Genomic DNA, 11,680 nt, shown 5'->3' with positions numbered 1-11,680 from the left:
TCGAAAAAAGCTGTCTCTCTCATTGCTACATGCAATTTGAGGAGACAGCTTTTTTTATACTTGTTGCTTAATTTCTAATTCTTTAATCTGATGTCCATCAACTTCACGAACTGTAAATTGATAGCCGTCTACGGTAAAGGATGTTCCTTGTTCCGGTTCAATATCATGAGTTAGGATCCAACCACCAATTGTATCCACTTCTGTATGATCAATTGATGTTCCGAGTAGCTCATTGATATCACTAATCAAGGCTTTTCCATCGACGATTGTTTGTCCATTTGAATCTTCTCGTATTGGCGCTTTTTCATCAAAATCAAATTCATCTTGAATTTCGCCAACAATTTCTTCAAGTATATCTTCAACTGTAACGAGTCCGGCCGTTCCACCATACTCATCGACGACGATCGCGATATGATTATGACTCTTTTGCATTTTCGCTAGCAGTGTCTTAATATGAGCTGTTTCAATAACGTGATTAATGGGATGGATGTATTCATTAAGTATAAGCTCTTCGCCCCATTTGTACTGTGTTAAAATTTCTTTAATGTTGACGACCCCAACGATTTTATCTTTATCCCCGTCAGCGACAGGATAACGTGTATATTTACCGTTCTTCATGATTTCAAGATTTTCTTCAGTAGTGTTGTCCAAAAATAGACAGGTCATTTCCGTTCTTGGAATCATGATTTCTCGGGCCATTCTTTCATCAAATTCAAAGATATTATTCACAAATTCCATTTCGGATTTATTAATTTCCCCACTTTTGTAGCTTTCAGATAAAATGAGTCGAAGTTCTTCTTCAGAATGGGCTTGTTCATGCTCATTCGCTGATTTAAGACCAAATAACTTTACCACGCCTCTAGCTGAACCATTTAATGCCCAAATAAACGGATACATTATACGATAGAACCAGATAAGTGGACCAGCTAGAAGTAAACTAACAGCTTCCGCTTTTTGAATTGCAAATGTCTTCGGAGCAAGCTCACCAAGAACAACGTGTAGAAAGGTTATAATCGCAAAGGCGAGCGCAATCGTAACTGGTGTAGCGATTGAGTCAGGAAGGTTAATAAGCTCAAATAAAGGATGCAGAAGCTGTTCAACGGTTTCTTCACCAAGCCAACCAAGAGCTAGGGCTGTAATGGTAATACCAAATTGACATGCTGAAAGATACCCATCTAAGTTACCAAGTACCTTTTGAACGGCTTTGGCTTTCTTGTTTCCTTCACTCGCAAGTGCATCTATTCTCGTTCTTCGAATTTTTACGATCGCAAATTCAGATGCTACGAAAAATGCCGTTAATACAATTAACAATAGCACAGCAATTACTTTGATTAGTTCCAATAAGGCCCTTACAGAGTTGTAAGGGTTCACCTCCTATGTAATAGTTATTGTAACGTTATTATAACGATGTTTTCCTCTTTTGGGGTAACGTAAAACAAAAAAATTCTACCTCAATGAGAATGTTGAACGCTCCAGGTTGTAAAAAATAGATTTTGTCGTTCATAAGATGCTATGATCATTTTTGTGACCATACCTCACCAATCTCCTAATGATATCGTGAGCGTTTATGTTATAGTTTTTTCAGAATCGGGGTTAATTATGAAAAAGTCCACTAAACCCTTGATAGGGATAGGAGTATGTCTCCTAATCGTTATTATAATCACCTTTTTAATTAATCCGCCATGGTTGGCTCAAATGCGTTCATTTATTTCGCTTGATTCACTCCCTCTTCTCGCTGATTACTTTCGTTCCTTAGGAATATGGGCGCCTGTTATTAGTATTGCTTTAATGATTGCGCAAGGAATTCTCGCTCCGCTCCCATCCTTTGTCATTACAGCAGCTAACGGTCTCGCTTTTGGAATTCCACTTGGCTTCCTCGTTTCTTGGTCAGGTGGAATGGCAGCTGCTCTCGTGATGTTTTGGCTGGCAAGATGGTTTGGAGCCGCATTTGTTGAAAAAGTAACAAAGAAGAGCGACCTTCTTGAGAATGCCAATCGGTACAGTGGGAAAAATGGTTTTTTCTTAATACTCGTAGCCAGATTAGTCCCAATTGTATCGTTTGATTTTATTAGCTTTCTTGCAGGGTTAAGTCGCATTTCATTTCGATCGTTTGTGTTAGCTACTGCGCTAGGTCAAATTCCTGGAACCATTCTATATACAATTGTAGGTCATGATTTAGCAAATTTAGAAAAGTACCAAACGCGGTTTATATGGGCAAGTGCGATCATCATTGTTCTGCTTATATTCGGGAAAATGAGGTCGAATCGAAAAAACTAAGCCGCTCGGTATAAACCTTAGCGGTGCATATTACTTTCTTGTCAGCCTCACGGACTTTATGATGTAGATAAGTAACTAAATCAATGGGAGCGATGAAAAGTGGCAAAAATCATAGTGATTTATCAAGAACCGAAAGATGTAGATGAGTTTAAGAACTATTATGAGAACAATCATATGGCTCTTGTAAAGGATGTTCCGAACGTTATGAATGCTGAAGTTAACTATGTGACGGCAGCAATGAATACAGATGAAAACTACTTCTTAACAGCTACTATTGAATTTAGTTCAAAAGAGCAATTAGAAGAAGCAATGCAATCACCGGCGTGGGCAAAAGTATCAGAAGATGGACAAAACATGATGAAATTCTTAAATGAACCACCATTATTACTTATAACAGAATAGCAATGGAAAGAGCACTTGAATCCTATTTCGAGTGCTTTTTTGTTTAAGTTTTTTTATAAGAGGTAATGAGTTGGTAGGGATGACCAAAGCTAAAGGAGGAGTTTGTTATTATGAAAGCACTATTTCTAAATTGTTCTCTTAAAACGAGTAAAACGACTTCTAACACGGATGCACTTTATCAAGAGGCCGAAGCGGTTTTTAAAGAAGAGGGAATTGAATCTGAAAGCATTCGTTTAAGCGATTATAAGATCGCATATGGGATTTCGGAAGATGAAGGTCATGGTGATGAATGGCCGGCTATTTTTGAAAAAGTAAAAGAAGCGGATATTATCATACTAGGTACTCCTCTCTGGCTAGGTGAAAAGAGTAGTGTCGCTACGCTTGCAATCGAGCGATTATATGGGGGAAGCGGATTAACAAATGAGAAAGGGCAGTCGTTATACTACAATAAAGTAGGCGGCGTCGTGATTACAGGAAACGAAGATGGTGCTAAGCATGCAGCGGCTTCTGTGCTATACGGGTTTTCTCATATTGGCATTACCGTTCCTCCAAACGTAGATGCTTACTGGGTTGGAGAAGCCGGACCAGGCGCTTCTTATATCGAAGCTAATGGTCAAAAGAATGACTTTTCTACCGGTCATGCGAAAACGATGGCGTATAACTTAATTCATTTTGCACGAATCTTTAATGAAAATCCTATTCCTGCAAAAGGGAACACGATGGAATAATTCAATGAGCTAAGCCTCTTCCAGTAGGAAGGGGCTTTTTTTAACGCATGGTAAGGATTGTTGAAAGACGGCTCATTCGATACCTCAATAAGATGATCTGGTTACGAATTGGAAAACGAGAACGCAATTCACCCGCCCGCCCAGAGTCACATATGTTATTAAACGACCAAATACGGGGGGATCTAAGTGGATGAACTGATTTTGTTTCTGATTCTTTTCATTCTTCTTGTCATTATTTTACTCGCTGTAGCAGGCATTATTTAAGCGTGACAAATAAGTAGAAATGATAATTCTATCTAACTATGGACACCAGCCTAATCCTTCTTTTTCTTACGACATATAGTATTAGTAACCTTCCAGGAAAGGGGGTTTTCTAATGAGTGGTGGAAAAGAGCAAGGGCATGGCGGAGGCTACGGTAAAGGCTTTGCGTTGATCGTAGTATTGTTTATTCTTTTGATTATCGTTGGAGCTGCGGCAGTTGGTGGAGCTAACTACGGCGGTCAATGTGGTGGTTACGGAAAAGGTGGCTACGGCGGTTACGGCGGAGGATATGGCTACTAAACCTTTCTTGTTAAATTAGCATGAAGGGAGGGATACGCATGAGTTACGGTTATGGTCAAGGTTTCGCGCTAATCGTTGTATTGTTCATTCTTTTGATTATCGTTGGCGCAGTATGGGCTTACTAAAATAAGCAAAGCACCCGATTCGGGTGCTTTTTCTTATGGAGCATTATTGAAAGACAATTGTTTTGTTGCCATGAACAATAACGCGCTTTTCAAGGTGCCATTTCACTGCGCGATAGAGGACGATGCGTTCAATGTCTTTGCCATGTCTTTTCAAATCGTTCACATTATAACGGTGAGTAATACGAGTGATGTCTTGTTCGATGATTGGACCTTCATCAAGCTTTGCATTCACATAATGGGCTGTTGCCCCGATAATCTTGACGCCTCGATCAAAGGCCTGTTGATAAGGATGACCACCGATAAAGGCTGGTAGGAATGAATGATGAATATTAATGATGTCGTTGTGATAAAGGTTAATAATTTCTTCAGGTATGATTTGCATGTACCTTGCAAGAATAACCGTATCGATCTGTTGCTCTTCAAGTAAATGAAGATGTTCAGCTGTTGCTTGTGCTTTCGAATCTTTTGTCACTGGAACATGATAAAAGGGGATCCCAGCGCTTTCCGTTAATTCTTTAAAGTCTAGATGATTACTAATAACCATTCCGATTTCCGCATGTAGCTCCCCCAATTGCCATCTCCATATCAACTCTTGAAGACAGTGATCTTCTTTCGTAGCAAAAATAGCGAGACGAGTTTTTTTAGAAGAAGCCGTTATGGACCACTCCATTTGAAATGGAGATGCCGTTTCTTCAAAAGCCCTTTTAAGTTCTCCTAATTGTTCGTTTAATTGAGGGTAGCTAAATTCGATGCGCATAAAAAAGTGTCCCAAAACAGGATCGGTCGAATGCTGGTCAGAGTGAATAATATTTGCACCATTTGTGAATAAAAACGTTGAGACAGCTGAAACAATTCCTTCTCTATCTGGGCAAGATATTAATAAAATGCCTTTATCTAAATTTCCCTTCATCATTAGCCTCCATTTATCTAGTAAATATTTTCAATAATACATTATTTCAAGGTAAAGCGCAAAAGGATTTTATGGTCTGAGATCTTTCTGTGAACGGACTATTTAAGTTCTATCTTGTTTACCATTGTAATGATGAGAAAAATCATCATGGAGCAATAAGAGGAAATAATAAAAATAAGTAGCATTACTTATAAAAACTTATATAAAATCGAAAACACTTAATAAATATTGATTTATTACTTACGAAAACTTATAATGTAAGTGCATGGAAATGAGGTGTAGGAAGTGTATCAAGAAGAAAGAATGCTAGCGATTTTAGATCATCTAAAAAAACACGGAAGAATATCCGTAGATCAAATTTGCGAGTTATTTCAAGTGTCAAGAGACACGGCGAGACGTGATCTTGTGAAGCTTGAAGAAGAAGAAGCCGTTACGAGGACAAGAGGTGGAGCCGTACTTCCTCAGCTTCGTCATGAGATCCAGTCTTATCATGATCGCTTAAAAGTTGTGTCAAAGGAAAAACAGCGAATAGGCAAAATGGCCGCAGGCTATGTTAACGCAGGTGACGTCGTTATTCTTGATGCATCCACAACCGTTCAGTCATGCGCTGAATTTCTAATTGAAAAACAAGCAACAGTGATTACAAATTCCATTCATCAAGCAGATATTCTATCGAGCGGAAGTCATATTGATATTCATCTTCTTGGAGGCAAACTCGAGAAAGATCATCGTTTCCTATATGGTTCAGCTGTAGTCGAAAAGGTGGCGACCTACAATGCAGATATTGCTTTTATAGGAGTCATAGGAATATCAGAGCAGGGATTAACCATTGCTCATGAAGAAGATGGAATGGTGAAAAGAAAGATGATTCAACAATCTCAGTATGTTATCGCTCTTGCTGATAATTCAAAATTCTATCGTTCTGAGTTTTTTACTTTTGCTCATCTTGAAGATATTGATCTTATTATTACGGATCAAATTCCTGAAGAGAAAGTGCAGGAAATGCTAAGGCGACATCAGGTTAAGCTCGTTGTTGCAGAGACTTAAGTTTCTACAATGACGTCATATAAAGAGAGCTTATGATTTTCTAAAGAATGGACCGGCGTAACCAATTGGGCGTGACGGTCCGTTTTTTTGTGTCTTAAAAGGGTAACTACTAGTATGAAGAGGTTCATCTAATATTAAGCATATTTATTGGTCAACAATTTTTCATCTGATAAGATAAACTGTAATGATGATCTTTACATTAAAGGAGCGGAAAGAATATGAAGTTAAGCGTACTTGATCAATCACCTGTATCAAGAGGCAATACGCCAACAGAAGCACTTAGAGAAACAACAGTACTTGCACAAGAAGTTGAGAAGTTAGGCTTTCATCGATTCTGGGTTTCAGAACACCATAGTACGAAGAGTCTGGCTGGGTCTAGTCCTGAAGTCCTAATCTCACATCTGGCAGCGAACACAAAGCGTATGAGGATTGGCTCTGGTGGGGTGCTGTTACCACATTATAGTCCATACAAAGTAGCGGAAAACTTCCGTATGCTTGAAACGTTAAATCCCAATCGTATTGATCTTGGACTTGGACGCGCTCCAGGGGGGATGCCGAATGTTACAAAAGCTCTCGCTGGGGGAAACAGTATGGGGATTGATAACTATTTAGAGCAGGTGAACGAACTAGCTGCCTATTTAAAAGGGGAAGACCCTGAGAGAATGAACGTACGAGCAACACCGCTTGGAAGTACGGCACCTGAGATGTGGTTGTTAGGATCAAGTGGGGCAAGTGGAATGATGGCAGCGCAGCGCGGACTTGCGTTTACCTTTGCACATTTCATTAATGGATTTGGTGGAACGAATGTGGTTGACAAATATCGTTCTCGTTTTGTACCATCTGAATTTAACGAGACACCGAAAACAAATGTAGCTATATTTGTCATTTGTGGTGAAACAGAAGAAGAAGCAGAATATTTGGCATCTAGTTTGGATTTATCGATCTTATTAATCGAACAAGGAAAGTCAGGTGACGGATTTCCATCCCCTGATGAAGCGAGTAGCTTTCCATATACAGTGTTTGATAAAGAACGGATTCGGGAAAACAGAAAAAGAATGATCGTAGGTAGTCCGACCCAGGTAAAAAAACAAATTGAAGAATTAGCAAATGCTTATCAAACAGATGAAGTGATCATTAATACGATTACACACGATTTTCAATCTCGACTGAAGTCTTATAAACTCATTGCAGATGCATTTCAAATAGATGAGAAACCCTCTTCTTGACAAAATGAACTGTAATAATTAGAATTACACTATACCTTGACTCAGTTGGAACACAAACTAGTCTTCCAAATAAGGAGGTAAATGATGATGAATCAATTACATCAACAAACTCAATATCAAAAAGGTGATTGGGTAAAAGGAAAGTCAGTCCATGATGAACTAATTCATGGATATGTTGAATCTGTAAATAACTATCTTGGAACGATTAAAGTATTTGTTCTAGAATGTGATAATCCTGAAACTGTAGGAAAAGTAATCGAAACTTTCCAGAATCGTATTTCCCAGCTGGAGGAACCAAATTTTGAACAGGATGAATCCTTCTTGTTAAACCTTATTGAAGTTTCTTTAATTACGAAAGATAAACAATGGTTCATGGAACTTTCTGCACAACTTAAGCAGCTTCGACATGAGTCGGAGGAAGCAGTTCCCTGTTAAAATTTTCTTGCCAGCTACAAAAGAAGTACGATAGGATGGAAGTGGAAGAAAGTGTTGGGAGGCGCTGCAATTGAATAGTGATTTTACTCTCGCCGTACACAGTCTGGCTTTGCTCGCAATTAAGCCAGGGCAGATGGCAACTAGTGATTATCTTGCCGGAAGTGCTTCTGTCCATCCCGTTCGTATGAGAAAAATTCTTAGTTTACTCAAGAAAAACGGTTATATCGTTTCAAAAGAGGGTGCTGGAGGTGGGTTTACTTTATCTTGTCGTGTAGAAGATGTCACGCTTGATAAGATCTATAACCTTACTTCTATAGGTACTCTCCAACCAAGGTGTCCTGATTCGAATCAGTATTGTCTTGTGGGAGCGAATTTATCAAATGTACTGGGCGATATTTTCACAGATGCTGAGAATCATTTAACAGCATTCTTGAAACAATATACGATTCGTGATATTATTCAAAGCCTAAAACAAAAACAATTATAAGTAATTGTTTTTGTTTTATATCTTAACTGTAACAAAAAATGTTCCAATAAAATTATTGGGGGTGAGCAGACATGAGTACAGGTCTGGTGGTAAGAAATGAAGGAAGCAAGCTTAATATGAAAGATTGGAATCGATTAGAAAGATCCGGTCGGCTAATTAAGAGAAACAACGGAAGATTTTTGATAAAGCCAGAACATACAAATCGCGATGTATACATTATTAAAAGTGGTAGTATTGCCATTTATCATGCGGATAACATGGATGAGTCTCTAGCAGTTCTTGGGCCAAATGATGTTTTGGGCAATCGCTCCATTTTTATACATCAAAACTTGTATGCTAAAACAATAACTAATGTTGAGCTCATTCAACTTGATCAAACGTCCTATCGTGCTTTGTATCTGGCTTACCCTGAATTAGCAATTAAACTAACAACGGAGCTTTCAAGATTAAAATTAATCATTGATTTTCCTGAACGCACAGCAACTTCTTTTGTGAAGCAGGTTAAAAATGGATTTCAGAATTTGATTAATAAAAATACTAGCAAAAAGGGAAGATACTGCCACAATTGCTAATGATTTTTTGTTTTCTAACTGTAATGATATATGTTACATTATAGTATAGGTGAGATGGGTTATTAGACCATCAATAGAGAATTTTTATGGATAGAAAAAGGAGAGAAATAAACGATGTCTGTTAGTGTACAAGAGAACAATCGTGTTCTAGATGTTATGAAAGATCGTCATTCTGTAAGGAAATTTGAGAAAGGAATCGAAATTCCTGAGGAAGTTATGAATGAGATTTTAAATGCTACGATTGAAGCTCCGTCTTCTTGGAACCTTCAACATTGGAAGTTCCTTGTTATTGAAAGTGATGAGCAAAAAGAAAAGCTACTTCCAATTGCTTTTAATCAGCAGCAAATCGTAGATAGCTCTGCTACTATTGTTATTCTAGGGGACCTTGAAGCTAATCTACATGCTGAAGAAATTTATGGCCAGGCAGTTGAATTAGGATTCATGGAAAATGCTATAAAAGAAACGCTTGTTAGCCAAATCAATGGCGCTTACGAAAGAGAAGGCTTTGCTTTAAGCGAAGCAATCAAGAATAGCTCATTGGCTGCAATGCAATTGATGCTTGCTGCAAAAGCAAAAGACTATGACACAGTGGCAATGGGTGGTTTTAATCCAGTTGCCCTTGTAGAAGAGTTTAACATTCCTTCACGTTATGTACCAACAATGCTTATTTCTGTTGGTAAAGCAGCTGTTGAAGCGCATGGAACAGCTCGCTTCCCACTTGAGCGTGTTGTCGTGAAAGAAAGCTTCTAATCTTAAATCATGTTAAAGGAAGGGCACTGTCCCTTCCTTTTTTCTGTCTTAACATAGTCTTGTTAGCCAAACGCAATAGTCTCACTGCACATATTTTTCATAGTGTTCTAGCGAGCGTGTATTTGAGAAATAATGAAACGTCGGAATGATTTTCATTCCGTTTTCTGATTTAACGATAAGACAAGGTATACTAAGGAGAGATCGTAAGGGGGAATATAATGGGACAAAAAGCAAATACGGAGAAAAAAATGAATTGGCGAGGACTATCAAAATTAATTCGTGATACAAATCCTTCAAAGCCTCTTGTAGCACTTGCTATTGCATTGAGTATGATTGGAACCGTAGCTGGATTAATCGTGCCATTTTTTACGAAAAATCTAGTTGATCAGCTCTCAAGTAGCTCGCTTTCTTCGGGAGTTATTACATTATTAATTGCTGCCTTTGTTGTTCAGGCGATCCTCTCTGGTTTATCTATGTACCTCCTGTTGTATATAGGGGAAACAGTGGTAGCTCGGTTGAGAGAGCGTTTAATGAAGAAAGTCCTTTCTCTTCAAATATCTTATTTTGACAGCAATAGGGTTGGGGATACGACGAGTCGTATTGTGAATGATACTGGAGTAATAAAAGATCTTGTCTCGAATCATTTAATTAGTTTGTTGACGAGTACGCTGTCGATTGTCGGTTCGATTGGGATATTACTATACCTTGATTGGAAATTAACAGCCATTTTACTTGCGGTTGTCCCTATTATGATGATTGGGATTCGTTTTATTGGAAAGCGAATGTATAAAGTATCAAAGGGATTGCAGGAAGAAACGGCTAAGTTTACAGCAACAATCACACAAGTATTATCAGAAGTTCGTCTTGTGAAATTCTCGATGGCTGAGAATGTGGAAGAAGAGAATGGGAAAAATGGCATTAAAAATGTCTTCTCATATAGCATGAAGGAAGCGAAAATCTATGCACTTCTTATGCCTCTTATGACGTTATTGTTAATGGGGGTTCTCGTAGTCATTGTTGGCTACGGTGGCGTTCGTGTATCAACAGGAGAACTATCAGCTGGAGAGCTTGTCGCTTTTCTTTTATACCTTTTTCAAATCATTATTCCATTCAGCTCAATGGCGAGGTTCTTAACAGCAATCCAAAAAGCAATGGGTGCAACAGAACGTCTGCAATTTTTACTTGATCATGATAGTGAAGAACGACTTAGCGGAGATGAAGTGGAAGATCCAGCAAAGTTGCTTTCATTTCATAACGTTGAATTTTCCTATGGGAAAGAACTTGTGTTGAAAAAGGCTTCCTTTGAAGTACCACCCGGTAAAATCACTGCAATAGTTGGTCCAAGTGGTAGCGGTAAAACGACTACATTTTCATTAATTGAACGATTTTATCAACCTCAAAAAGGTGAAATCGCACTTGGTGGAAAAAATATTCATGACTTTTCACTCGTCTCATGGCGGAAGCAAATTGGCTATGTCTCTCAGGAAAGTCCGCTCATAGCAGGAACCATTAAAGAGAATATTGTCTATGGGCTAGAAGAAGATATTTCGGATGAGAAAATTGAAGAGGCAGCAAAGCAAGCTTATGCCTTGCCTTTCATTCAAGATCTTCCAAACGGTTTTGAGACAGAAATTGGCGAAAGAGGAATCAAGCTTTCTGGTGGGCAGCGGCAGCGGATTGCAATTGCAAGAGCGATTGTTCGAAATCCATACATTCTCTTGTTGGATGAAGCTACATCTAGTCTTGATAGTACGTCAGAAGTTCAGGTTCAACGTGCGTTGAACAATTTAATGAAGGGACGTACGACGATTGTTATTGCTCATCGTCTTTCGACCGTTGTTCATGCCGATCAAATCTTAGTTATGGAAAACGGTATTGTATCAGATCAGGGCACACATGAAGAGCTATATATGACAAGCCGTCTTTATAAAGAGCTTGCTCAGCAACAGTTTCAAATTGAAGAAAGTTTATAATAAAAGGTGTCGGGAGCTCCCGACACCTTTTATTAGTATTAATTAGATACACCCGTTGATGATATGATCCCCTCATAGTAGACAGAAAAAAGAAAGCGCACTAAGCTGTCTATTATGGAGGGGATTTTTCTATGGGTAAAATTAATAAAACATATGATATTCAATTCAAGAAAAAAGCTGTAGATA

The 11,680-nt window shown here is 38.5% G+C and carries 13 protein-coding genes and 1 pseudogene; 12 read left to right on the top strand and 2 right to left on the bottom strand.

Features of this window, described 5'->3' with window-relative positions; all coding sequences use genetic code 11:
- Nucleotides 1-54: 54 nt before the first annotated feature.
- On the bottom strand, nt 55-1,341 hold the full coding sequence (locus ABVF21_RS18580) for a hemolysin family protein (RefSeq protein ID WP_371018747.1): 1,287 nt from the start codon (nt 1,339-1,341) through the stop codon (nt 55-57).
- Nucleotides 1,342-1,695: 354 nt separating this feature from the next.
- On the opposite strand from ABVF21_RS18580, the gene ABVF21_RS18575 reads away from it, so the two are divergent.
- From ABVF21_RS18575 to ABVF21_RS18555, 5 genes and pseudogenes are all read left to right on the top strand, one after another.
- A complete protein-coding gene (locus tag ABVF21_RS18575; RefSeq protein WP_283153650.1) occupies nt 1,696-2,277 on the top strand; it encodes a TVP38/TMEM64 family protein in 582 nt (193 codons plus the stop codon).
- A gap of 99 nt (nt 2,278-2,376) precedes the next feature.
- Nucleotides 2,377-2,679, top strand: coding sequence for an EthD family reductase (locus tag ABVF21_RS18570; RefSeq protein WP_371018746.1), 303 nt, complete (start codon nt 2,377-2,379; stop codon nt 2,677-2,679).
- A gap of 110 nt (nt 2,680-2,789) precedes the next feature.
- Entirely contained in the window at nt 2,790-3,407 is a 618-nt protein-coding gene (locus ABVF21_RS18565; protein ID WP_371018745.1) for a flavodoxin family protein, read from the top strand.
- 376 nt (nt 3,408-3,783) lie between these two features.
- A pseudogene (locus tag ABVF21_RS18560) lies at nt 3,784-3,888 on the top strand (YjcZ family sporulation protein); the annotation flags it as partial.
- 119 nt (nt 3,889-4,007) lie between these two features.
- The gene (locus ABVF21_RS18555; protein ID WP_136948892.1) at nt 4,008-4,094 is read left to right on the top strand and encodes a YjcZ family sporulation protein; all 87 of its coding nucleotides are present in this window, start codon (nt 4,008-4,010) and stop codon (nt 4,092-4,094) included.
- Nucleotides 4,095-4,137: 43 nt separating this feature from the next.
- Here the strand turns inward: ABVF21_RS18555 and purU are convergent, their stop codons facing one another.
- On the bottom strand, nt 4,138-5,004 hold the full coding sequence (purU, locus tag ABVF21_RS18550) for a formyltetrahydrofolate deformylase (protein ID WP_371018744.1): 867 nt from the start codon (nt 5,002-5,004) through the stop codon (nt 4,138-4,140).
- Between the two features lie 285 nt (nt 5,005-5,289).
- On the opposite strand from purU, the gene ABVF21_RS18545 reads away from it, so the two are divergent.
- The 7 genes from ABVF21_RS18545 (at nt 5,290) to ABVF21_RS18515 (ending at nt 11,494) form a co-directional block, all read left to right on the top strand.
- Complete coding sequence (locus tag ABVF21_RS18545; protein ID WP_283153654.1) at nt 5,290-6,051, top strand: DeoR/GlpR family DNA-binding transcription regulator; 762 nt, start codon at nt 5,290-5,292, stop codon at nt 6,049-6,051.
- A gap of 218 nt (nt 6,052-6,269) precedes the next feature.
- Nucleotides 6,270-7,277, top strand: a complete 1,008-nt coding sequence (locus ABVF21_RS18540; protein WP_371018743.1) for an LLM class flavin-dependent oxidoreductase — start codon at nt 6,270-6,272, stop codon at nt 7,275-7,277.
- Nucleotides 7,278-7,361: 84 nt separating this feature from the next.
- The gene (locus ABVF21_RS18535; RefSeq protein WP_242057233.1) at nt 7,362-7,712 is read left to right on the top strand and encodes an IDEAL domain-containing protein; all 351 of its coding nucleotides are present in this window, start codon (nt 7,362-7,364) and stop codon (nt 7,710-7,712) included.
- A 70-nt stretch (nt 7,713-7,782) separates the two neighbouring features.
- Nucleotides 7,783-8,199, top strand: a complete 417-nt coding sequence (locus ABVF21_RS18530) for an RrF2 family transcriptional regulator (RefSeq protein ID WP_194218847.1) — start codon at nt 7,783-7,785, stop codon at nt 8,197-8,199.
- A 71-nt stretch (nt 8,200-8,270) separates the two neighbouring features.
- Entirely contained in the window at nt 8,271-8,771 is a 501-nt protein-coding gene (locus tag ABVF21_RS18525) for a Crp/Fnr family transcriptional regulator (protein WP_283153656.1), read from the top strand.
- A gap of 114 nt (nt 8,772-8,885) precedes the next feature.
- Entirely contained in the window at nt 8,886-9,521 is a 636-nt protein-coding gene (locus ABVF21_RS18520) for a nitroreductase family protein (protein WP_194218849.1), read from the top strand.
- Between the two features lie 218 nt (nt 9,522-9,739).
- Nucleotides 9,740-11,494: an ABC transporter ATP-binding protein gene (locus ABVF21_RS18515; RefSeq protein WP_371018742.1), complete on the top strand. Its 1,755-nt coding sequence runs from the start codon at nt 9,740-9,742 to the stop codon at nt 11,492-11,494.
- Nucleotides 11,495-11,680 lie beyond the last annotated feature (186 nt).

Source organism: Pseudalkalibacillus sp. JSM 102089 (genome assembly GCF_041366475.1).
Classification (GTDB): domain Bacteria; phylum Bacillota; class Bacilli; order Bacillales; family Guptibacillaceae; genus Guptibacillus; species Guptibacillus hwajinpoensis_B.
Note: the sequence above shows the minus strand (reverse complement) of the source record. Positions and strands in the feature narration are given on the sequence as shown.

What these genes read in the sequence shown, in the direction of transcription:
- ABVF21_RS18575 (WP_283153650.1), top strand. Translation starts at nt 1,696, where the DNA reads ATGCGTTCATTTATTTCGCTTGATTCACTCCCTCTTCTCGCTGATTAC.
- ABVF21_RS18565 (WP_371018745.1), top strand. Translation starts at nt 2,790, where the DNA reads ATGAAAGCACTATTTCTAAATTGTTCTCTTAAAACGAGTAAAACGACT.
- ABVF21_RS18555 (WP_136948892.1), top strand. Translation starts at nt 4,008, where the DNA reads ATGAGTTACGGTTATGGTCAAGGTTTCGCGCTAATCGTTGTATTGTTC.
- purU (WP_371018744.1), bottom strand. Translation starts at nt 5,004, where the DNA reads ATGAAGGGAAATTTAGATAAAGGCATTTTATTAATATCTTGCCCAGAT.
- ABVF21_RS18540 (WP_371018743.1), top strand. Translation starts at nt 6,270, where the DNA reads ATGAAGTTAAGCGTACTTGATCAATCACCTGTATCAAGAGGCAATACG.
- ABVF21_RS18535 (WP_242057233.1), top strand. Translation starts at nt 7,362, where the DNA reads ATGATGAATCAATTACATCAACAAACTCAATATCAAAAAGGTGATTGG.
- ABVF21_RS18525 (WP_283153656.1), top strand. Translation starts at nt 8,271, where the DNA reads ATGAGTACAGGTCTGGTGGTAAGAAATGAAGGAAGCAAGCTTAATATG.
- ABVF21_RS18520 (WP_194218849.1), top strand. Translation starts at nt 8,886, where the DNA reads ATGTCTGTTAGTGTACAAGAGAACAATCGTGTTCTAGATGTTATGAAA.
- ABVF21_RS18515 (WP_371018742.1), top strand. Translation starts at nt 9,740, where the DNA reads ATGGGACAAAAAGCAAATACGGAGAAAAAAATGAATTGGCGAGGACTA.